Below are 22,700 nucleotides of genomic sequence, written 5' to 3'. Positions count from 1 at the left end.
ACAAAGGTGATTTCACCCTCTTTTTATTCGGATATCTATCTGAGAACATATCCCAATATTCATTTCTCAGGAGGTTAAATTTTATTTTGAGACAGCCTCATTTTTTTAATAGGCGCGTTCTCTCAGGTAAACAAGAAAAAGACGCATAAGCGATTTAATGTTGTTATCGAATGTAAAATCCGCGATAATCTTTTCCGCTTCGTCGAGAAACTCATCCATTCTTCTATATGCATGCTCCACTCCACGATTATTTCTTGCGAACATGAGCAGTTTTGTGATATTATCTTCGGTGTAATCGCGCGATGTAATGATACCTATCATCTCTTTACTTAGATCCTGCGGTGCATTTTTTAACGCATAAATCAGGGGAAGTGTAATCTTCCCCTCCCGTATATCGTTGCCGGTAGGTTTTCCAATGTCGGTTTGGTAATAGTCGAAGATGTCGTCTCTGATTTGGAAACAGATTCCAAGAAGCCCACCCAGTTCTCTGAATCTTTCAATCGTTTCGATCCCTGCTCCACCGGTAATAGCCCCGATGGTAATACTCGCACGCATGAGCGACGCAGTTTTTTTGTCGATGACATCAAAATAAGCATCCTCGTCAATGATGACATCGCTGGCAAGAGAATATTGATCCAGTTCTCCCTCGGAAAGATTTTGTCCCAGTTCCGAAATGATGCTGACAATACCGAGATCTCTTGTTTTCACACTCTCCATCAATGCAGTGGACAAAAGATAATCACCGATCAGCACAGCTTTGGTATTATCAAATACGGCGTTCACGGATTTTTTACCTCTTCGCATATCCGACTTGTCGATTACATCGTCGTGTATCAGTGTAGCCGTATGCAAGAGTTCAACTGTCACCGCACCGTGATAGGTTTCCGGGATAATGCGTCCGCAAGCCTTGGCTGTTAAAAGCACCAGTATGGGTCTCAGTCGTTTTCCGTTCGAGTTAAACACATGGCTGATCATCTCCGCTACACGCGGATTGTCACTTTTGAGCGACTGGCGGAAATAATCTTCGAAAAGAAGGAGCTCTTCCCGAAGAAAATCTTTTATTATCTGACTTTGATCCATTACACCTGCTTAATAACTTACAAAAGTAAAAATAATTCTCCTGTTCGCAACAAATATTCGTAACTTTACAGTTTCAAAATTAATTTTTTGAAAACGTGGTGAAACGAGCACGAACATTATAACGTACTAACTGATGACTAAAAATAAACTTTTCCTCCTCGACGCATACGCCCTCATTTACAGATCGTATTACGCTTTTATCAAAAATCCGCGCATAGACTCGAAAGGAAGAAATACCTCGGCTATTTTCGGCTTTGTAAATACGCTGGAAGAGGTGCTGCGAAAAGAGGATCCCACCCACATAGCGGTCGCTTTTGATCCTCCGGGTCCCACCTTTCGTCATACAGCTTACGAAGAATATAAGGCACAGCGTGAGGCTACACCGGAAGTAATTAAATTATCTGTTCCCATCATCAAGGATATCATCAGTGCCTACAACATTCCGGTGCTGGAAGTACCCGGTTACGAAGCGGATGATGTGATCGGCACAATCGCCAAACGGGCGGACAAGGATCGCTTTGACGTGTACATGATGACACCCGACAAGGATTACGGACAACTAACTGAATCTCATATCTTTATATACAAACCAAAATACGGAAGCAATGATTTTGACGTACTGGATGACAAAAAAGTAACGGAAAAGTACCAGATTGATCATCCGTGTCAGATGATCGATTTATTGGGATTAATGGGTGATTCTTCCGATAACATCCCCGGCTGCCCCGGTGTGGGAGAAAAAACTGCTGTAAAACTGCTGCGGGAGTTCGACTCGATAGAAAATCTGCTTAAAAATAGCCATCAGCTAAAAGGGGCTTTAAAGGCCAAAATAGAAGAAAATAGCGACCAGATACGTTTCTCCAAATTTCTGGCTACCATCAAGACAGACGTGCCCATTGAGGTGTCGGAGGACGATTTTATCCGGAAAGAGATAGACGAAGGTGCCATAAAAGAACTCTTCGAGGAACTCGAATTTCGTGCCCTTCTCAACCGGGTATTGAAGCAGGATCCGGTGAAAACAGCACCGAAAGGTCCGTTACAGGGTGATTTGTTTTCCCTGTTCGATTTGCCGGAAACAAAGAATTCAGACGAATCGCCGACAGCTATCTCTCCCGAAATGCCGGCCGACTTCACCAATATCCACACCACCCCGCATCAATACACGATGGTTGAGACTGAAGATGAGATGGCCACATTGAGCAGGATGTTGTGCCAACAACAATCGGTCTGTTTCGACACCGAAACTACAGGCGTAGACCCATTGCTGAGTGAACTGGTGGGACTTTCTTTTGCATTTAAAGAAGGTGAAGCCTATTATGTACCCATCTCTGCGGATCGAGCGGAAGCTCAACGACAGGTCGATATTTTTCGTCCCTTTTTCGAGAGCGAAAACATAGAAAAAGTAGGGCAAAACATCAAATACGACATCCTTGAACTGCGGAATTATGACATTCGGGTGCGGGGATCACTTTTTGATACCATGATCGCGCACTATCTGATCAACCCTGAAATTCGTCACGGCATGGACTACATGGCCGAGATCTATTTGAAATATAAAACAATACACATTGAAGAGTTGATTGGTGCCAAGGGGAAAAATCAAGGAAATATGCGCGACGTTGACCCGGCGATCGTCACCGACTATGCCGCAGAGGATGCCGACATCACGCTTAAACTGAAGCACAGGCTGGAAAAAGAGATTCACGCGAACGGACTCGATCATCTTTTGTACAGCGTGGAATTTCCGCTTATTTATGTGCTGGCAGATATGGAATGGACAGGAGTGCGTCTGGATCTGGAGGCTATAAACGATCTTTCAAAGCAATATACCGGCGAACTGGAATTGATTGAGAAAGAGATCACGGAGATGGCGGGTATTGAATTTAACATTAACTCCCCAAAACAGATAGGCGAAGTACTGTTCGACAGAATGAAGATCACGGATAAACCGAAAAAAACCAAGACGGGACAGTACAAAACCAGCGAGGAGGAACTGGAAAAAATTCGATCCAAACATCCTATAATTGGTAAAATACTGGAACAAAGGGGACTAAAAAAAATATTGAGCACTTACGTGGACGCTTTCCCGCTGCTAATCCATTCACGTACCGGTAAAATCCACACATCGTTCAACCAGACCGTGGCAGCAACGGGACGTTTGAGCAGTACGAACCCGAATCTGCAGAACATCCCCATACGCGACGAACGTGGCAAGGAGATGCGTAAGGTATTCATTCCCGATGAGGATTGTTTGTTTGTCTCCTCAGACTATTCACAAATTGAACTGCGCATCATGGCCCACCTAAGCGGAGACCATAATATGGTGGAAGCGTTCAATAAAGGGCTGGATATCCACGCTGCCACAGCCTCAAAAATTTTTAAAGTCCCTCTGGAAGAAGTAACAGGAGATATGCGGAGAAAGGCAAAAACGGCCAATTTTGGTATTATTTATGGAATCACTCCCTTTGGATTATCGGAAAGGCTGACTATCTCCCGCACTGAAGCCAAAGACCTGATTGACGAATATTTTGCCACATTCCCCGATGTGAAACGCTATATGGATGAAAGCATTGCAAGGGCGCGCACTCAAGGATATGTCGAGACAATATTCGGAAGAAAACGTTATCTGCCGGATATTAATTCCCGTAATGCTACCGTGCGTGGATACGCGGAACGCAATGCCATTAACGCCCCCATTCAGGGAAGTGCGGCGGATATTATCAAGGTGGCCATGGTGCGAATTTTCGAGCGGCTGGAAAAAGAGAAGATGCGTTCGAGAATGATCCTCCAGGTACACGACGAACTCAACTTCAACGTTATCCCCGATGAACTGCCGAGACTGAGGCAAATAGTGACAGAGGAGATGGAACATGCCTTTCGTCTGCAAGTTCCTTTAAAAACGGATCTGGGAGTAGGAGAAAACTGGCTGGTGGCTCATTAACACAAAAGTCATGCTCGACGGATTGGCAGATTACGGATACTGGGGGTTGCTGTTGGCTTCTTTTCTTGCAGCAACCATACTTCCTTTCAGCTCCGAAGTAGTTTTTGCGGCGTTGATAGCAGCAGGAATGGATCTGTGGACCAGCATTATCTATGCTACGGTCGGGAATGCTATGGGAGGTGCTACCTGCTACTACCTGGGAAGATTGGGTAAAACACAATGGCTGGAAAGATGGTTCAAGATAAAGCCCGAAAAAATTGGTAAAACCATCCAGTGGCTGCACGGGAAAGGCGCCATGATGGGGTTTTTCGGTTTTATGCCAGCTGTTGGAGATGCAATGATCGTGGCACTTGGATTTATGCGAGCCAATGTCTCGGTCGTGATGATCTCAATGACCATGGGCAAGTTTTTGCGCTATCTGCTCATCGGTTTTGGCACAGACAGGATTCTTTCCTGGTTCTGACTAGTGTCAGGCTTCAGTCATCCCGTTTAGTTCTTGATTCAAATATAAATTGACATGACAATACTTTTTAACGAAATAGTTTACGGACCTGTTCACAGCAGAAGAATGGGAACGTCGTTAGGAGTAAACCTGTTACCCTACGACGGCAAACTCTGTTCGTTTGATTGCATCTACTGCGAATGCGGTTTCAATAAAGACTTTCGTACAAAAACGAAACTACCCGACAGGGAACTTGTAAAAGCTGCTTTGGAAGATAGGCTGAAGTCGCTTCGTGAAGAGGAGGCTAAACTCGATGTGATCACATTTGCCGGAAACGGCGAGCCTACCCTGCATCCTGAATTTGATAAAATCATTGATGATAGCATTGCATTGCGGAATCGCTACTATCCTCATACAGGAATAAGCGTACTTTCCAACGGCATGCATTTGTCGAAAAAAACAGTTTTCAATGCACTCCAAAAGGTCGATCATCCCATCTTAAAACTTGATTCGGCCTTCGACGAAACTGTCAGGATAATCGATCGTCCCAATACCCCCACCTATGGAGTAGCAAGACAGGTGGCACGCTATAAACAATTTCAGGGCAATTTTATTCTCCAGACCATGTTTTTAAAAGGCACTTTCGAAGGGAAGATAATCGACAACACCACAGAAGAAGAGATTTTTGCATGGTTAGAGCTTATTAGAGAGCTCAAGCCGCGTGAAGTGATGATCTATACTATTGATCGGGAAACACCCGCAAAAGGGCTTCAAAAAGCCTCTGCTGAAGTCCTCAAAAAAATAGCCGAACAGGTAGAGGAACTGGGGATTAAAACCAATGTAGCTCTGTAAAGATCAGACATTAAAACGAAAGTGGATGATATCACCATCCTGCACCACATATTCCTTGCCTTCCACATTCATTTTACCAGCTTCCTTGACAGCACTTTCAGAACCGTAGGTGATGTAATCATCGTATTTAATGACCTCGGCACGAATAAATCCTTTCTCAAAGTCCGTATGGATTACACCGGCACATTGTGGGGCTTTCCATCCTTTCTGAAATGTCCAGGCACGTACTTCCTGTACTCCAGCGGTAATAAATGTTTGCAGGTCAAGCAACCTGTAGGCCGATTTGATGAGTCGGTTGACACCGGATTCTTCCAACCCAATTTCGTTCAGAAACATTTGCCTTTCTTCGTAGGTTTCAAATTCCGCTATTTCTGATTCAATTTTGGCAGCCACTACCAGAATTTGCGCGTTTTCGTTTTTCACCGCTTCGCGCACTGCTTCCACATACCTGTTTCCACTCACTGCACTGGCTTCGTCTACATTGCAGACATACAATACCGGTTTGGAAGTAAGTAGAAAAAGTCCCTGGGCAGCCTTCGTTTCATCTTTGGTATCGAAAGTCACTGTCCGTGCCGATTCTCCACGCAACAAGGCAGCGCGTATTTTTGAATAAACTTCAAAAGCGAGCTTGGCATCTTTGTCGCCCCCCGTCTTTGCCTGCTTCTCCACCCTATTGATGCGCGCTTCAATCGTCTCCAGATCTTTCAGCTGCAGTTCGGCATCAATAATCTCCTTGTCCCGCACCGGATCAACCAGTCCGTCTACGTGCGTCACATTCTCGTCGTCGAAACAACGCAATACATGCAGAATTGCATCTGTTTCCCGAATATTGGCCAGAAACTTATTCCCCAAACCTTCTCCTTTGCTCGCTCCCTTCACCAATCCCGCAATATCTACTATCTCTACAGTAGTAGGCAAAATTCTCTGTGGATGAATAAGTTCAGCCAATTTATTAAGCCTATCATCCGGAACCGTAATCACACCCACATTGGGTTCGATAGTACAGAATGGAAAATTTGCCGCCTGCGCTTTCGCATTCGACAAACAATTGAAAAGGGTTGATTTCCCTACGTTGGGAAGCCCCACAATACCACATTGAAGCGCCATTTTTTTCGATTTTTAAAGACGCTCACTCCAATGAAACCAGTAAAGAATCAGCAGAAGAGAGCCATACATTTTTTGCGGGTGCAAAGGTACAAAAAAGGGATCAGTTTATCAATTCTCTGGAATGGTTGACAAAACAGAGTCCATATAACGATCACAGACCGTGACGTGCGGAAATCTCCAGCATCCGTTCAATTGGCTTCACAGCTTTTAACCTGATCCTTTCTTCAATAAAAATCTCGGGTGTTTCATTTTTGAGAGAGAGATACAGTTTCTCTAACGTATTCATTTTCATATAAAAACACTCATTACACGCACAGGTGGAATCTTCAGGAGGAGCCGGGATAAACTCTTTTTCCGGATTTTCTTTTTGCATCTGATGCAATATGCCTGCTTCAGTAGCCACAATAAACTGTTTTTTATCGGAAAGGGTCGCAAATTTAAGAATGGAAGAGGTTGACCCTACGTGATCGGCCATTTCCAAAAGATATTTTGGACATTCGGGGTGAGCCAGCAATAACGCTTCAGGATGTTCTTTTTTGAGATCCATAATTTTCTCCAGCGAAAACTGTGCGTGTACATGACAAACACCGTCCCACAACAACATATTTCTTCCGGTGAGTTTGTTGATATAATCACCCAGATTTTTATCAGGACCAAAAATTATTTTTTCATCTGCCGGAAGCGATTCAACCACCTGTTTCGCATTGGTAGAGGTGACAACGATATCGGTCAATGCCTTTACGGCTGCCGTCGTATTCACATAGGAAATAACCGTATGGCCTGGATGATCATGCACAAATTTCTCAAACTCATCAGCCGGACAACTCTCTGCCAAAGAACAACCGGCCATCAGATCCGGAATAAATACCCGCTTTTCCGGACTTAATATTTTTGCGGTCTCACCCATAAAATGCACGCCACACAACACAATGATGTCGGCAGTGGTCTTCGCAGCCCACTGGGCCAATGCCAGACTATCTCCCACAAAATCGGCAATATCCTGGATATCAGATTCCTGGTAATAATGCGCCAGAATAATGGCGTTTTTCTCTTTTTTCAGGAGTGCTATATTTTGAATGATTTCTGCTTTTGTCATAACCTAATTATTATATATATAGTTTTAAAAATAAAAAAGAAGTATGATGATGATGATAGCCTGTTGAAACTGTCAATCAGTTTTATTCAAAAAATTTGGAAGTCACGTTTTCAAATTATGAAAGCAAGTTATCGTCAAATAATCACGGCTTTAATTATTTTCTTTATACTGATATTCAACCGTATAAGAAAAGTTATCGAAAGCTGTTGATAAAAAGCAAAGTTAATAATTAATTTCTTTTCCATTGCTGTCCTCTTGTTGAAAAGAGGTGGAAACATTGCTGTAAAAAAAGCGTAACAAATTTGTAATTATGCAAAATGTTTTTATCGGAAAATTGATTTTAAATAAAAAAATGAAATTATGAATTTCTTTCTACAATTCTTTCACAAGTTATCAACAAAAGTCTCTTTCAGGCAAAAATATCCCAAGTAACTTAAAAATAAAGTATTAAAAAGAAAGACGAATAATTATATATTGTTAATACTCTTTTTTTTACTTTCTTTTTAGAACAAAGTTTTTATACTTTTGTTTCTAATATAAGTAAGGTGAAGAAACTATATTCCATACTATTTGTCTGCTTGCTGATTATTCTGACACACTCATGTATGTCGACAGTAAAGATAACGTCCGTGGTAGAGAAAGACAGGGAAGGGGATTTTCTGCTTAAGTGGGAAGTAAGTCCCGATCAGGAGGGCAACATTGATATCTACTCTTCTCTTACTGACAGTTCCCTGACAAGTTTTACGCCGGTTGCAACTACCAGGATTACGGATCAGGTGCTTAAAGTGAATCCTACCGGTTCCGGCTTGCGGGAATATTTTATTCTTCGTACTGCCGGCGTTCACTCCGGTGTAGTGGCCAACAGGGTTATCGACATGAATAACATCAAGAACTTTCGTGACATCGGCGGATATTATACCACCGATAACCGGCAAATGAAGTGGGGTGTTATCTATCGTTCGGGCAATCTTAGCAACGCCACCCTCTACGATCAGGAACGCATCCGGAGGTTGAAAATAAAGACGGTGATCGATTTTCGTTCGGAGAGAACAGCCGGAAAATATCCCATCCTCCTTCACCCTTCAATCAGAAAAATAGCTTTGCCGCTGGCGCCCATGGATGCAGGCAAACTTGATGAACAGATGAAAGACGAACATTTCGACCGGAGCGATGCCATTCGTTACGTGCAGGAAGAATATGTCAATCTGGTAGAGAATCACAAAACTCAGTTTGCCGAAATGTTCGATCTGCTTGCCAACGACAGCAATTACCCTGTTCTGTTGTCCGGTTCATTGGGAAAAGATGGGGTTGGAATAGCTACCTATTTGATTTTGTATGCCATCGGGATACCCCAAGGCATTCTGGAGCAGGATTATATGCTTTCCAATCAGCATATTGATCCTGCAAAAGCAGAGATAGATGCCAGAACTCTCTCCGAGTCGATGCAGGAAGCTGTCACAGCCATGTTATCCGTCAACAGGGCTTACCTTAATTATGCCGTAGACCATATCAAACTAAAATATGGATCGTTGGATAATTATCTGGAGAAGGAACTCAGGGTAACCATCGGCAAAAGAAATTTACTCAGGAAATATCTTCTATACCAGTTCTGATTTATTTTTCTTCGTTAACCCGGTCACGTTCTAATTATCCAATTTATTTTCATACCTTTGCACCCGATTTTAAAAAGGGATGATTAAAAAAGTCTTCTGAAAAAGAGGTTATCATCAAAAAACATCGTCCCAAAATCACAGATTGTCATTGAATTTTCTCTCATCTTTATGAAGTCGGTTATGTGGAGTAAGGAGAAAGATCAATACTCACACATTAATAATTTATAAAAATGAGTACATTTCAAGAACTGGGTGTGATGCCCGAAATTCAGCAAGCGATTACTGAACTGGGATTTGAACAACCCATGCCGGTACAAACGGAGGTAATCCCCCAATTGCTGGCCAACACGCGCGACATCATCGCACTTGCCCAAACAGGAACCGGAAAGACAGCCGCTTTCGGAATTCCCATCATTCAGAAAACAGATGTAAAACATCTTTCGCCGCAGACACTAATCCTGTGTCCTACCAGAGAACTATGTCTGCAGATTGCCGGTGATCTGACCGACTATTCTACCTATGTGAAAGATATTAAAATTCTTCCTGTTTACGGAGGATCGAGCATTGAAAGTCAGATACGAACATTGAAAAGAGGGGTGCACATCATTGTGGCTACCCCGGGAAGGCTTATCGACTTGATTAAGCGTAAAACAGTATCTCTCAGCAACGTGCACACCATGGTGCTGGACGAAGCAGATGAAATGCTGAACATGGGTTTCTCTGAGGACATTGATGAAATTCTTTCCTATCTGCCACAGGAACGGAGCATGTTGTTGTTTTCTGCCACGATGCCGAAGGAGATTGAAAAAATTACACGGAAGTATATGCAGGATCCGAAGGAGATCACCATTGGCCGGAAGAATGAAGGGGCACAAAGTGTGCGTCACATCTACTATATGGTGCATGCGAAAGACAAATATCTGGCATTGAAACGCATCGTGGATTACTATCCCAATATTTACGGCATTGTTTTCTGCCGTACGCGCAAAGAGACACAGGAAATTGCCGACAAGCTTTTGCAGGATGGGTACGATGCGGATTCGTTGCATGGCGACCTTTCCCAGGCACAGCGTGACTTTGTGATGGGTAAATACCGGAATCACAATCTCCAGTTGCTGGTAGCGACCGATGTCGCTGCCCGTGGGCTGGACGTGGACGACGTGACGCACATTGTCAATTTCGGACTGCCGGATGATTTTGAGATATACACACATCGTAGCGGAAGAACCGGCAGGGCTGGAAAAACAGGCACGTCAATATCCATTATCCATACCAAGGAGAAAGGAAAAGTAACACAGATAGAAAAACTGATCAACAAGAAATTTGAGAAAAGAGAAATTCCCAAAGGAGATGTGATTTGCGAGAAACAGTTGTTCAACTTTGTGGATAAAATTGAAAAGGTAAAAGTAAACGAAGCAGAGATCGAGCGTTTGCTGCCCTCTATTTTTCGTAAACTGGAATGGCTTGAGAAGGAGGATATTATTAAACGAATTGTTTCTCTTGAGTTTAACCGGCTGATTGAATATTATCAGCAGGCGGAAGAAATTGAAGAGCCGCAGGAATCCTCTCGCAGGAACAGAGAAGAATCCCGTGGTAAAAGAGGAGATAATAGGCAGGAGAATGGTGCCCGTAAGCCGGAAAAAGGATATGCACGACTCTTTATCAATGTCGGGAAGATGGATGGCGTGAATCCGGCATCACTCATGGGTTTTATCAACGACAATGTAAAGGGAAAGGTACCCATAGGGCGTATCGACCTGATGAAAAGCTTTTCCTTTTTTGAAGTACCGGAAGAGCTTGCAGGAAAAATAGTTAATACATTTCGTGGTATGTACATTGAAGACCGGAAACTGGTCGTGCAGTTGGCGCAGGAAGGTGAAAGGCCCGAGAAAGGGAAGAAGAAATTTTTCGGGAATGATTACGGGAATAAAAGTAAAAAGAAGAAATTCAGATATTAAAAAAAGGACGGGGCAGAGCACCCCGTTTTTTTATCGCCTTAAATCTTAACAGAAACGTAACCTAAGCGTAACCGGTCTGTAACATTTATAACAGACCTTTGTGCCGAAAATGAACTTAATATTAAATTTGTGGCGCATAAATTTATTTTGTCAAAATTGTCCGGTCTATTGTTCTTTATCTTTGCCTTTTCGCTTGCTGTTCAAGCTCAGACAGGCACAATCAGGGGTACAATCACGGACGCAAAAACCAATGAGCCGCTCATCGGTGCATCGGTATTGGTAGAAGGAACCACGAACGGAGCGGCGGCCGATTTAGACGGCAACTATGTTATCCAGAATGTACCGGCAGGAACATATTCACTCATTGCTTCGTATGTATCATACGAGTCTGCAACCATGACAGGTGTGGTTGTCCGGGGAGACCAGGATATTGTGGCAGACTTCCGGATGAATTCCGACGATATAAGCCTGGAGGAGGTGGAGGTGGTGGCGCGTGCCAATCGCGAAAGCGAGAACATCCTGCTGATGGAGCAACGCCAGGCGCTCGTAGCCACCCAGGCTGTGGGAGCCCGTGAATTGTCCCGGAAAGGAATTGGCGATGCGCAGGCGGCCGTAGCACAGGTATCCGGTATTTCACGCCAGGAGGGCGTAAAAAACGTGTTTGTACGCGGATTGGGCGACAGATATAACGTAACCCTGCTCAACGGCTTTCCGATACCCTCGGAAGACCCCGAATATAAAAATATTGCGCTGGACTTTTTCGGGACCGATGTGATTCAGAATATCGGTGTCAATAAAGTATTCAGCGGAAAAGATTATTCCGATGTTGGAGGTGCTATTATTGATATCGCTTCAAAGGAGCTGGTGGGAGAGCAGGAATTTAAAATTGATGTTTCTGCCGGATTGAACAGCGCAGCAACCGGCAGCGATTTTCTGCATCAGGACGGCACGAATTATTTTGGTTTTTCCAATAGAAAACAGCCGCTTGGCAACCTGTTTACTTTTCCTAACAGTCTTGATCCTGCAACGATTTCCATTCCGCTAAATCACAGCTACGGGCTCTCCGGAGGAAAGCTTTTCCGGCTTGGCGAAAACAACAATCCTCTTTCGTTTTATGTGGTAGCTTCGCACAGTACCGATTACTCCTATACCCGTGAAATTGTGCGTAACTCCATCACAAGCGGACTTATTTATCAGGATCAGGAAGGGAAAAAATATGCTAGGAATACCAACCAGCTGCTATTGGGTAATCTGAATTATATCCTGAACCGTAAACACAATCTGCAATATCATTTCATGCTAATCCACGCCAACAATCAGTACGTGGGGGAATACTCCGGCAAGCACGGCGAACGGCATCAGGACAGTGAAGACTATATGGGTTTTCATCGCAGGCAGCAAGCAAACGACAATATGCTTATTTCCAATCAATTGATCTCAGACTGGAAGTTATCTGATCAATTGGATCTGGAAATTGGTGTTTCCTACAATGCCATTACAGGTTCAGAGCCCGATAGACGCGAAAATTATCTCTCCAGAATGGCGGACGGATCCTATATTCTTACCGGAAGTAACCGTCAGAAGCGTTTCTTCTCCATCTTGAAGGAAAACGATGTCAACACAAAAGCAAATTTTACTTATAGACTTGACGATCGGTTTAACAGTGGCCATTCATCCTTGCAGTTCGGATATACGGGACGGTTGGTAAATGACAACTTCGAAGCGGTGGAATATAATTTTACGGCTGTGCCCGGCACCATTCCCATTGATCCGCTTCAACTGGACAATTTTTACAACGTTTCAAACCTCAAAGCCGGGCTTTTCGGTATGACCACAGGCGAAACAAATTCGTATAAGGTCGCCAAATTCATCCACTCCGGGTTTGCAGAAGGAACCTATCAGTTGTTCCCCAATGTAACCGGCAATATCGGTTTGCGCATGGATATTGCGGAAATGACGGTAAATCACCGTGTGCAGCATGTACAGCCGGGTGAGGAATCCATTCGGAAAAACTACTTTTTGCCCAGTTTGAATCTGAAATACGACCTGAACGATAAAAACAGTATTCGGGTGGGGGCAAGCAAATCCTATACGTTGCCTCAATCAAAAGAAATATCCCCGTATCAATATGTAAATATCTCTTTTTCAAGCCAGGGTAACCCCAATATAAAACCGTCCGACAATTACAACGTCGATCTGAAATGGGATTATTACATGAGTTCCGGTGAATTATTGACATTGACGGGCTTCTATAAGTATATTGTCAATCCCATCGGACGAGTCGACCAGGGTAATTCGGCCGGGCTGCTCACCTACGACAATATCAGCGACCATGCCGTTGTGGGGGGAATAGAGTTCGAGTTCAGGAAGAATCTCTTCAATCAGTTCAATACGCACTTTGAGAAGATGCACAGACTCTCCTTAGGGTTGAATGCATCCTATATTTATACGAATCTTACATTGGATATTCTCAATACAGAAGCCCGTAAGAGTGGCTTAGAGGGTGCATCGCCTTTCCTTACAAATCTGGATCTTTCCTATACTCACACAAAAAAAGAAAAGAGCTTTGTGGCCTCCATCATATTCAACTACTTCAGCAACCGTATACATACGGTGGGAGCCAAGGGTTTTAAGGATATCATGGAAGAAGGTGTTCCCACCCTCGATTTCGCTTCTTCCTACAGTTTTAACAACCATCTATCGTTGAAAATGAAGGCTCAGAACCTGCTGAATGCTTCCTACCGGCTGTCGAGACAAAGCAGCGTTTCCGACGAGAAGGTGATACTGAATGAATTCAAGAAAGGACAAAATTTCAGCTTGGGGGTAAGCTACGAATTTTAAACAATGATAAATTTTTGTAACACGATAATTTTTAATTTGACAAAAAATGAAAAAGATTATTTTTAGTTTCTTAATGTTCGCAGCAATGTTGGTACCTGTGGTGCTGACTTCCTGCGGTAAGGATGACAACAGTGGAACCGACCCGGTTGAGGACAACAAATTGTCCGGATCAATTAAGGATACAAGAACGCTTGATGAGAATGTGGAATATTTGTTAACAGGCCCGCTTCTCGTGGAGGAGGGTGGTGTGCTGAATATCCCGGCGGGAACAACCATCAGGGCACAGCAGGGGTTTTCAAACTATATCCTTGTTTTGCAGGGCGGTAAGATCAATGCAAGAGGAACTGCAGACAAACCTGTACGGATGATTGCCGACAAGGAAGATGCCGGACAAGGGTACTGGGGAGGATTAATTATCAACGGAAGGGCACCTTTGGCATCTCCCGGCGAGGTTGGAAGTACCGAAGTAAACTCTGCCTATGTGTACGGAGGTTCCAATGCAGCAGATAACTCCGGTGAATTATCCTATCTGATTCTGGGAAATACCGGTGCCCGTTCAAGCGCCGATGTTGAACATAACGGACTTACTCTGAACGGTGTGGGAAACGGAACCAAAATTAGTGATCTTTATATTTATGATGGTGCCGACGACGGCATCGAGTTTTTTGGTGGCTCCGTAAATGTAAGCAACCTGCTGGTTGTTAATTCGGACGACGATATGTTCGACTTCACTCAGGGATACAACGGAACATTGAAAAATGCATACGGTATCTGGGAGGCAGGCTACACTAGCGGTGAATCGGATCCACGCGGGATAGAAGCAGACGGTAACCTGGACGGCAATTATGTCGAACATCCCAATCAGTCTGATTTCAGGGTTGAAAACATGACCATCGACCTGAAATTAGCTGCGGTAAGTTTTGACGCTGCTGATAAACCTAAAAGGATGCAGGATGTCATCAAGATCCGCCGCGGTGCAAAAGCCACGGTCGTGAATGCGCTTGTAAAAGGTACCGGAACGGTGGAAGATTTGGTTGATCTTATGGATTCCAAGGGCGGAGCTGCTGCAGGTACCACCATCAGCATCACCAACTCGCTGATCAATGCTCCCCAACGTCTCACGAGCCCTGTGGCTGCTGCGGGGGTTACCATTGAAACCGGCAACACCGGATGCCCGGTAAATATATTTAACTGGACAGGATATAAATTCTAAGAGAAGCACCTATTGCACGACAGATAATAAGTACCCCGATGAATTATCGGGGTGCTTTTCTTTCGTTGCCGATCAATGGTATCCTTGTTCTAAATCCAATTAGTATGAAACGAGCATGCCAATTGTTACACCCAATAACATGATTATTGCGAGTTCCATACCACCACAAAGGAAAAATAAAATAATCGTATGAAAAAGAAGATATATGTAATGCTTGTTGCTATTTCTGTGGCCTTGTTTCTACCGGCACAGAAACTGCAGGAAAATCCGCAAATATACGAATCAGGTGGTATTTATTACCGTGACAAGGCCCAGACTGAGTTTTATACCGGAGATTACCGGGAGTATTACGACAATGGAACGCTGCGTTTGGAAATTCAGATCAGGGATGGTGTACCTGAGGGCACCTATGTGATTTATTTCGAAAACAGGAAACCCAAGGAGATTCGCTCATACAAGGAAGGAAAGTTGCACGGCTTGTGGAGGAGTTACGACATTTCGGGACAGCTGATTTCGGAAGCGGAATACAAGAACGACAAGAAACACGGAACCTGGCGCATCTGGGATGAGTTGGGTACACAGCGTTATGAGATGAGCTACTATGAAGGCAGAAAAACGGGAATCTGGAGAATGTGGGACGAGAAAGGAGGACTTGTCGACGAAAAAAGGTATTGATCCGCTTCCGGATGTCACAAAATCTTCACAAAATCTTCACAAAAACGTAACCACTTTATCGCGATTATGTTCCTACCTTTGTGGAGGTTAAACAACAAAAAAGATATACTTATGAGATCTGTTTTAGTTTTCGCTACATCTCTCTTGCTTTCTGTGACTGCTTTCGCAAACGCCGGCAACAATCATGGAGAAGAGACAACAGAAACCAAGTCCGTCGCTCTGGTTGAAAATGTGGAAGCGTTACAGCTGACTGGATCAGTGGTAGATGAGAAGAATAACGAGACCCTGGCCGGTGCAGCTATTGTGGTCGATGGGAAAAAATATTATTCCGATCTTGACGGTAAATTTACTATTACCGGTGTGAAGCCCGGAAAATATGCACTGCAGGTAGAATTAATTTCTTACGAACCTGTTTCCATGGAAGTTGATCTGGCAGGTAATCAAAATTTACACATCAGTTTGCTTCAAAAATAGGCTGCCATGACCAATAAATTACGCGGATGATGCACTGTTGAGTGTATCACCCGCGTTTTTCTTATATATACCCTGTAACTGTTTTTTGGAAGGCTTGATGCCCGGCTCGTCGTCGCAATCAGTTCAGCGTTGCATTCATCATCACTTTCTTTGTATCCCGTCCTGCTAAAGACTTTGCATACTGCTCCTTGAAGTTGCGGTGCGATTTCATCAGGTTGCTCGACTGAAGAGTGATGATTTTTGATTCGTTCACCAGGTTCAGAAAGAGAATGCTGCTTCGGGTGCTTGATTCATTTTCCTTGACTCTTTTTATCTGGCGTTTTGTCATTTTTGAGTTCAACTCAATGATGGTCTCCCGCATGGCAGTTACCTGATCGAAACGGCTGTAATCACCGTTTTTATCCATGATGGCATAACTTGCATAAACATCCGTTAAGTTTTTGAATATGATCTTCAGATCATCGATCTGCTCTTTTGAAAAGGCGGTGTGATTGTTGTCGATATAGCGGTAGGTTGATTCTGTAATTGCCTTCAGTGATTTTGTAATTTCGTAGGAATAATCTATCAGCTGCACATATTCCTGTTCGAGCTCCAGGGCGTTGATCTGTATGCTTTCCAGCGTGGGAACAACCTCATAATCCCGCTTATCCCTGAACTTTTCGTACAGTTCATTTGCTTCTGTCACGGCCTTTCTTGCCATTTTCCGGTTTTCATCCTCCAGTCCGTCCAGAACCCGCTTACAGATAGCCAATGTTTTGTTCATCAGCTCGCGTACCTCTTCGTTGCTGGAAGTAACCAGTTCTACTTCGCTGGAAAGTACCTGCTGATGTTGCAACTCCTTGGATTTCCGCTTTGTATGCAATCTGCCCGATTTGAACAGGATAAATGCCACCAGAGCCACCATGATGACGATGGCTATTTTACCACCCCACATCAAAAACAGCCCCACAGCCATCGATGCAATGAAGGCAACCAGCGCGGTAAGCAGCCAACCGGCAACGACGGTCAGTACTCCATTTATCCGGTAAACGGCACTTTCACGTCCCCAGGCCCTATCGGCCAGCGATGAGCCCATGGCCACCATGAAGGTCACATATGTCGTAGAAAGTGGCAACTTTAAAGATGTACCGAGAGAGATTAGCAGGGCTGAGATGGTAAGGTTAATCGAAGCGCGTATTAAATCGAAAGAAGCCTTATTCTCCAACTCTACCGGTTCGAACCGGCTTTCGATAAATTTTTTTACCGACCCCGGTGTGATTTTGCTCACTGACTTGCTGAGACTGAGGCTCCCCCTTACCAGCGAGCGGGACAATGTTGACGAGGAAAAACGCTCCACCCCCTCTCCCTTGCGGGCCAGGTTAACCTCTGTTTCTGTCACTGTACGCGATTTTTTAGAAAACCAGAGAGCCAGTACCATGATCACGCCAGCCCCCAGTAGCCAGCCGATGTTGGCGACTACCGGCTCTGCAAGCCTGCCCATATAGAGTGTCTCGACGTCGCCACCCGAAGCTGCGACACCTTGTGCAATTCGGAATGAATCGAAACCGGCCATAAATACTCCGATAAAATTTACCAGATCGTTGCCTGCAAAAGCCATTGCCAAAGCGGCAGTTCCCACCAGCACAATTACTTTTAAAATTTTTATGCGGAAGAGATGCTGCATCATGGCCATCAGCAAGCTCCATCCCAGAAAGGTATACAAGAGAGCAGTCCCCATGTTGTGTTCAAGATAGCTGAGCATATTTGTTGTGACCAGCACGCTGCCCTTAAGTCCTTTAAAAATTGCAAAATAGGTGATGGCAGTCAGTGCAATCCCTCCCCAAATAGCGCCGAGATATTTGAACGTCTTTCCGTAATTGAAGGAGAATATCAATCTGGAAACATACATGATGATGCTACCTGCTACAAAGGCAATGGCAATCGAGATAAATATCCCTCCGATAATAGCCAGTGCTTTACCGCTGTTGATGTAGTCCCCCAGATTTTCGCCGGATCCCGATGTCCACAACGTAAACAGCGCTACTGCCACAGCTGCACCCAAGAGTTCAAAGACGAGCGAGACGGTAGTGGAAGTAGGCAGTCCGAATGTATTGTAAAGGTCCAGCAACACTACGTCCGTCAGCATTACCGACAGGAACAACATCATGATAGCCGGAAAAGTGAATTTCTCGGGATAAAAGACGCCGCTTCGGGCAATCTCCATCATTCCGCTGGAAAACATGGAGCCTATCAGTACGCCCAGTGAGGCGACCGTAAATATTACCCAGAGAGGTGCTACCTTTGATCCGATGCTTGAATTAAGAAAGTTGACTGCGTCATTGGCTACGCCCACGACAAGGTCTAACGCCGCCAATCCTAGCAGTATAACGACAATAATTAAATAAATTGAATCCATTGGAAGTTGAATGACTTTTTCAATTGTGACAAGAACAATTATGAAGATTTTGAATTAAACGGAGTCAAAGTTATAAAATATAGATAAAAGTAAAAAACAATGGTTCAAATATATTGCTCGTGGCTTTCACTTTTTCGAAAAAACAATTGGTTTAGGTTTTTTATTCTACTGTGACGGATTTTGCCAGATTGCGGGGTTGATCCACATCACACCCTTTCACAACGGCAATGTGGTAAGCCAGCAATTGTAAAGGGATTACAGAAAGCAGTGGCGAGAGGCAGGGAATGGTTTCAGGCACTTCGATGCTGTGTGCGGAAAGCTTTTTAATCGCGTCATCTCCTTGGGTGACAATGGAGATAATTCTACCTTTACGCGCCTTGATCTCCTGGATATTACTGGCTACTTTTTCGTATGTGTCCGATTGGGTAGCAATGGCGATGACCGGCATTTCATGACTGATAAGGGCGATGGGGCCATGCTTCATTTCTGCGGCGGGATAACCTTCGGCATGGATATAGGAAATTTCTTTCAGTTTAAGCGCACCCTCCAGCGCCACCGGGAAATTATATCCCCGCCCAAGGTAGATACAATTGCTGGCATAGGTAAAGGTTTTGGCCAGTTCGGCAATCTGATCGTTTTTATGGAGTACCTCACCCACCTTTCCGGGAATCAGACTTAATTCTTTGATTAATCCTACATATTCGTTATGCGATATAAACCCTTTCTCTTTGGCGATGAGAATACCTAACATGATTAGCACGCTTACCTGTGCCGTAAAAGCCTTGGTAGATGCTACTCCGATCTCGGGCCCAACATGGGTATAACATCCCGAGTGGGTGTTTCTGGGAATGGATGAACCTACCACATTGCAGATACCAAAAATAAAGGCACCGTGTTGTTTTGCCAGCTCAACAGCAGCCAGCGTGTCGGCTGTCTCTCCCGACTGGGAAATGGCAATGACAATATCATCCTTGTTGATAACCGGTTTTCTGTAGCGAAACTCCGAAGAATATTCCACTTCCACAGGAATCCGTGCATACTCTTCAATCGCATACATTCCTATCTGGGCCGCATGCCATGACGTACCGCATGCAGTAATGATAATACGCTTTGCCTGCAGGAACTTCTCCCTGTTGTCGATAAAGCCGGCCAGTGTAATATTGTCCGAATCCACATTCACCCTGCCACGCATACAATCGCTTAACGTAGAAGGTTGTTCAAATATTTCTTTGAGCATAAAATGGGGGTAACCCCCTTTTTCCAGCTGGCTGAGTGTCATTTCCAGCTTTTTTACCTCCGGAGTCTTTTCGATATTTCCTATCGTCTTGATTCTGAGTGGCTCATTACGCTTGATCGTCACAATCTCCTCTTCACCCACATAAATCACCTGATTAGTGTATTCAATGATGGGTGTGGCGTCGGATCCGATAAAATATTCATCTTCACCAATGCCAATCACAAGCGGACTTCCTTTTCTGGCGGTGACGATCAAATCAGGATTGTGCTTCTCCAGAACGGCGATGGCGTATGCACCCACGACCTGATTAAGAGCTAGCTGAACGGCTGTAGGCAGATCCACATCGTTTTTGATCTTCATGTATTCTATCAGTTGCACCAGTACCTCTGTGTCGGTTTGGCTCTGAAACCGATATCCCTCCTTCATTAAACCATCTTTTAGGACAGCGTAGTTTTCTATGATACCATTATGAATAATTGCAATATCTTCCGACTGTGAATAGTGGGGATGTGCATTGTTCTGCGTAGGCTCCCCGTGCGTGGCCCAACGTGTGTGTGCGATTCCGATGGTACCTGAAATATCTTTCTGCTGTGCAAACTGTTCCAGTTCGGCTACTTTTCCTTTTGCCTTGTATACTTTAAGGCTTTCATGATCAATTAATGCAATGCCGGCACTGTCGTAACCGCGGTACTCGAGCCTGTGAAGGCCTTTGATCAATATGGGATAAGCTTGCCTGTTGCCAATATAACCTACGATTCCACACATAGATGTCTTATTTAAGGGTGATTTTTATTGAGAAGCAATATGGTCTGTTTTTGAAAGAACAGATGAGAAAAGTGATGACCTGAGAAATGAGAAAATAGTATCGGATGTTTTCATCATTCCACAGATACTGCTTTAAAAAAAGATTTACAAAAATGCACTATCTTTCCGAAATGACAAAGGGATGAATCATAAACATCAAAATTTTAACTATATTACCTTATCCCTTTTTTTATCTTTGTTGTAAAATTAAACCGTATGGCAAAAAAGAAACTCTCTCAAACACAAATAGCTTTTATTATTATTCTCTGGATAGGACTGGTGACCTATATTTTGTTATATGCAGAGATTACTGCTTTCACCGTGATTTCGATACTGATGTCCGGTGTCGTTGTTTTTATTCCGGTTTACAAAAATCTAAAAAAGTAGCTATTTTTCTATCAAAAGTAATAAAATTGATTCAAAAATTTTTGTTTTAGAAATATTTAAATACCTTTGTGCTTCAAACTGATTATTTAAAGGTTTAATATGAATACTACAGAGGTTATCGATCTTGTGAAAAGACGTTTTCCCAACGAGCCGGAGTATCTACAGGCCGTGGAGGAAGTAGTGGAATCTATTGAGGGTGTGTATAATCAACATCCTGAGTTTGAAAAGGCCAATCTTATTGAGCGGTTAATTATCCCCGACAAGATTCATACTTTTCGGGTAACATGGGTGGACGATAAAGGCAATGTGCAGACCAACATGGGCTACCGTGTGCAGCACAATAATGCAATCGGTCCGTATAAGGGAGGCATTCGTTTTCACGCTTCGGTCTCGTTATCGATCCTGAAGTTTCTTGCTTTTGAGCAAACCTTTAAAAATGCACTCACCACACTTCCCATGGGAGGTGCAAAGGGCGGTTCCGACTTTTCTCCACGCGGCAAATCGGACGGTGAGATCATGCGGTTCTGCCAGGCTTTTGTGGAAGGTTTGTGGCGTGTAATCGGTCCCGATACCGACGTTCCTGCAGGTGATATCGGTGTGGGTGGCCGTGAAGTGGGTTATATGTTTGGCAAATACAAAAAATTAGCAGGAGAGTTCACAGGAACTTTTACCGGTAAGGGTCGTGAGTTCGGGGGATCGCTGATTCGTCCCGAGGCAACCGGTTACGGCAATGTCTACTTTCTGCTGGAGATGTTGAAAACAAAGAATATCGACATAAAAGGAAAAAAGTGCCTTGTTTCCGGCTCCGGAAATGTGGCCCAATATACCTGCGAGAAACTGATTGAACTGGGTGCTGTTCCGGTGACACTTTCCGATTCCGACGGATATATCTATGATCCGGAAGGTATTACAGCCGAGAAGCTGCGTTTCGTGATGGAGTTGAAGAATCTCTATCGTGGACGCATTCGTGAATATGCCGAAGAGTATGGTTGTAAATATGTTCCGGGAGCACGCCCATGGGGAGAAAAAGGGGATATCGCCCTTCCCTCTGCAACGCAGAATGAGATTGATGAGCAGGATGCTGAGTCTTTGGTGAGAAACGGTGTTTTTGCCGTATCAGAAGGAGCCAACATGCCCAGTACGCCCGAGGCCATTGAAGTGTTTCAGCGTGCAAAAATACTCTATGCACCGGGTAAAGCGGCCAATGCCGGCGGTGTGTCGGTTTCGGGACTGGAGATGACGCAAAATTCGGAACGCTACAGCTGGACTGCCGAGCAGGTTGATGAGAAACTGAAATGGATCATGGCTAATATCCACGAAAACTGCGTGAAGTACGGAGCAGAAAGCGACGGCTATGTCAACTACGTGAAAGGTGCGAATGTCGCCGGCTTTATGAAGGTTGCCAAGGCTATGATGGGGCAGGGAATCTTATGATGATTCTGTAAAATTTATCTTTGTATAAAGCGGCGCAAGTCGCTTTTTTTATGAGAATGCTTCAAATACGGATTTATAAATTTTTTTTATTCTGAGAATTGCCGTATTTTTGCAAACTGAATTTACACAAGGATGGTCCGGTAGCTCAGCT

The 22,700-nt window shown here is 44.1% G+C and carries 16 protein-coding genes; 11 read left to right on the top strand and 5 right to left on the bottom strand.

Annotated elements, in window-relative coordinates:
* Positions 1 to 105 precede the first annotated feature (105 nt).
* Entirely contained in the window at positions 106 to 1,080 is a 975-nt protein-coding gene (locus B3Z75_RS08380; RefSeq protein WP_294070016.1) for a polyprenyl synthetase family protein, read from the bottom strand.
* A gap of 133 nt (positions 1,081 to 1,213) precedes the next feature.
* Between B3Z75_RS08380 and polA the strand changes: the two genes are divergently transcribed.
* Genes polA through B3Z75_RS08365 form a run of 3 tightly spaced genes read left to right on the top strand, consistent with a single transcriptional unit; the run spans position 1,214 to position 5,315 of the window.
* Positions 1,214 to 4,021, top strand: coding sequence for a DNA polymerase I (gene polA / locus B3Z75_RS08375; protein ID WP_294070013.1), 2,808 nt, complete (start codon positions 1,214 to 1,216; stop codon positions 4,019 to 4,021).
* A gap of 10 nt (positions 4,022 to 4,031) precedes the next feature.
* Entirely contained in the window at positions 4,032 to 4,484 is a 453-nt protein-coding gene (locus B3Z75_RS08370; RefSeq protein ID WP_294070011.1) for a YqaA family protein, read from the top strand.
* 54 nt (positions 4,485 to 4,538) lie between these two features.
* Entirely contained in the window at positions 4,539 to 5,315 is a 777-nt protein-coding gene (locus B3Z75_RS08365) for a radical SAM protein (RefSeq protein ID WP_294070009.1), read from the top strand.
* A gap of 3 nt (positions 5,316 to 5,318) precedes the next feature.
* On the opposite strand, the gene ychF is transcribed toward B3Z75_RS08365, so the two are convergent.
* Together ychF and nadA are read right to left on the bottom strand one after the other, a co-directional pair.
* Positions 5,319 to 6,422 (bottom strand): redox-regulated ATPase YchF, encoded by a 1,104-nt coding sequence (gene ychF / locus B3Z75_RS08360; protein WP_294070006.1) that lies wholly within the window; start codon positions 6,420 to 6,422, stop codon positions 5,319 to 5,321.
* A gap of 151 nt (positions 6,423 to 6,573) precedes the next feature.
* Positions 6,574 to 7,518 carry a quinolinate synthase NadA gene (gene nadA, locus B3Z75_RS08355; protein WP_294070003.1) on the bottom strand — a complete coding sequence of 315 codons (945 nt, stop codon included), beginning with the start codon at positions 7,516 to 7,518 and terminating at the stop codon, positions 6,574 to 6,576.
* A 605-nt stretch (positions 7,519 to 8,123) separates the two neighbouring features.
* Between nadA and B3Z75_RS08350 the strand changes: the two genes are divergently transcribed.
* The 6 genes from B3Z75_RS08350 (at position 8,124) to B3Z75_RS08325 (ending at position 16,292) form a co-directional block, all read left to right on the top strand.
* The gene (locus B3Z75_RS08350) at positions 8,124 to 9,131 is read left to right on the top strand and encodes a tyrosine-protein phosphatase (RefSeq protein WP_294070000.1); all 1,008 of its coding nucleotides are present in this window, start codon (positions 8,124 to 8,126) and stop codon (positions 9,129 to 9,131) included.
* Positions 9,132 to 9,361: 230 nt separating this feature from the next.
* Positions 9,362 to 11,089: a DEAD/DEAH box helicase gene (locus B3Z75_RS08345; RefSeq protein ID WP_294069997.1), complete on the top strand. Its 1,728-nt coding sequence runs from the start codon at positions 9,362 to 9,364 to the stop codon at positions 11,087 to 11,089.
* 156 nt (positions 11,090 to 11,245) lie between these two features.
* The gene (locus B3Z75_RS08340) at positions 11,246 to 13,930 is read left to right on the top strand and encodes a TonB-dependent receptor (RefSeq protein ID WP_294069994.1); all 2,685 of its coding nucleotides are present in this window, start codon (positions 11,246 to 11,248) and stop codon (positions 13,928 to 13,930) included.
* 46 nt (positions 13,931 to 13,976) lie between these two features.
* Positions 13,977 to 15,143 (top strand): hypothetical protein, encoded by a 1,167-nt coding sequence (locus B3Z75_RS08335; RefSeq protein ID WP_294069991.1) that lies wholly within the window; start codon positions 13,977 to 13,979, stop codon positions 15,141 to 15,143.
* Between the two features lie 189 nt (positions 15,144 to 15,332).
* Positions 15,333 to 15,818, top strand: a complete 486-nt coding sequence (locus B3Z75_RS08330; RefSeq protein WP_294069988.1) for a toxin-antitoxin system YwqK family antitoxin — start codon at positions 15,333 to 15,335, stop codon at positions 15,816 to 15,818.
* Positions 15,819 to 15,929: 111 nt separating this feature from the next.
* Complete coding sequence (locus tag B3Z75_RS08325) at positions 15,930 to 16,292, top strand: carboxypeptidase-like regulatory domain-containing protein (RefSeq protein WP_294069985.1); 363 nt, start codon at positions 15,930 to 15,932, stop codon at positions 16,290 to 16,292.
* A 118-nt stretch (positions 16,293 to 16,410) separates the two neighbouring features.
* Here the strand turns inward: B3Z75_RS08325 and B3Z75_RS08320 are convergent, their stop codons facing one another.
* Both B3Z75_RS08320 and glmS read right to left on the bottom strand, forming a co-directional pair.
* Positions 16,411 to 18,687: an inorganic phosphate transporter gene (locus B3Z75_RS08320; RefSeq protein ID WP_294069982.1), complete on the bottom strand. Its 2,277-nt coding sequence runs from the start codon at positions 18,685 to 18,687 to the stop codon at positions 16,411 to 16,413.
* A 160-nt stretch (positions 18,688 to 18,847) separates the two neighbouring features.
* Complete coding sequence (gene glmS / locus B3Z75_RS08315; protein ID WP_286854007.1) at positions 18,848 to 20,689, bottom strand: glutamine--fructose-6-phosphate transaminase (isomerizing); 1,842 nt, start codon at positions 20,687 to 20,689, stop codon at positions 18,848 to 18,850.
* Between the two features lie 255 nt (positions 20,690 to 20,944).
* On the opposite strand from glmS, the gene B3Z75_RS08310 reads away from it, so the two are divergent.
* Positions 20,945 to 21,115, top strand: coding sequence for a hypothetical protein (locus B3Z75_RS08310; RefSeq protein WP_286854009.1), 171 nt, complete (start codon positions 20,945 to 20,947; stop codon positions 21,113 to 21,115).
* Positions 21,116 to 21,214: 99 nt separating this feature from the next.
* A complete protein-coding gene (locus B3Z75_RS08305) occupies positions 21,215 to 22,549 on the top strand; it encodes an NADP-specific glutamate dehydrogenase (RefSeq protein ID WP_286854010.1) in 1,335 nt (444 codons plus the stop codon).
* Positions 22,550 to 22,700 lie beyond the last annotated feature (151 nt).

Origin of the sequence: Proteiniphilum sp. UBA1028 (assembly GCF_002316955.1) — a bacterium.
GTDB lineage: Bacteria > Bacteroidota > Bacteroidia > Bacteroidales > Dysgonomonadaceae > Proteiniphilum.
This window is presented reverse-complemented; position numbering and strand designations above follow the sequence as displayed.

What these genes read in the sequence shown, in the direction of transcription:
- B3Z75_RS08350 (WP_294070000.1), top strand. Translation starts at nt 8,124, where the DNA reads ATGTCGACAGTAAAGATAACGTCCGTGGTAGAGAAAGACAGGGAAGGG.
- B3Z75_RS08310 (WP_286854009.1), top strand. Translation starts at nt 20,945, where the DNA reads ATGGCAAAAAAGAAACTCTCTCAAACACAAATAGCTTTTATTATTATT.
- B3Z75_RS08325 (WP_294069985.1), top strand. Translation starts at nt 15,930, where the DNA reads ATGAGATCTGTTTTAGTTTTCGCTACATCTCTCTTGCTTTCTGTGACT.
- ychF (WP_294070006.1), bottom strand. Translation starts at nt 6,422, where the DNA reads ATGGCGCTTCAATGTGGTATTGTGGGGCTTCCCAACGTAGGGAAATCA.
- B3Z75_RS08305 (WP_286854010.1), top strand. Translation starts at nt 21,215, where the DNA reads ATGAATACTACAGAGGTTATCGATCTTGTGAAAAGACGTTTTCCCAAC.
- B3Z75_RS08330 (WP_294069988.1), top strand. Translation starts at nt 15,333, where the DNA reads ATGAAAAAGAAGATATATGTAATGCTTGTTGCTATTTCTGTGGCCTTG.
- B3Z75_RS08320 (WP_294069982.1), bottom strand. Translation starts at nt 18,687, where the DNA reads ATGGATTCAATTTATTTAATTATTGTCGTTATACTGCTAGGATTGGCG.
- nadA (WP_294070003.1), bottom strand. Translation starts at nt 7,518, where the DNA reads ATGACAAAAGCAGAAATCATTCAAAATATAGCACTCCTGAAAAAAGAG.
- B3Z75_RS08335 (WP_294069991.1), top strand. Translation starts at nt 13,977, where the DNA reads ATGAAAAAGATTATTTTTAGTTTCTTAATGTTCGCAGCAATGTTGGTA.
- B3Z75_RS08370 (WP_294070011.1), top strand. Translation starts at nt 4,032, where the DNA reads ATGCTCGACGGATTGGCAGATTACGGATACTGGGGGTTGCTGTTGGCT.
- B3Z75_RS08345 (WP_294069997.1), top strand. Translation starts at nt 9,362, where the DNA reads ATGAGTACATTTCAAGAACTGGGTGTGATGCCCGAAATTCAGCAAGCG.
- glmS (WP_286854007.1), bottom strand. Translation starts at nt 20,689, where the DNA reads ATGTGTGGAATCGTAGGTTATATTGGCAACAGGCAAGCTTATCCCATA.
- B3Z75_RS08365 (WP_294070009.1), top strand. Translation starts at nt 4,539, where the DNA reads ATGACAATACTTTTTAACGAAATAGTTTACGGACCTGTTCACAGCAGA.
- B3Z75_RS08380 (WP_294070016.1), bottom strand. Translation starts at nt 1,080, where the DNA reads ATGGATCAAAGTCAGATAATAAAAGATTTTCTTCGGGAAGAGCTCCTT.
- polA (WP_294070013.1), top strand. Translation starts at nt 1,214, where the DNA reads ATGACTAAAAATAAACTTTTCCTCCTCGACGCATACGCCCTCATTTAC.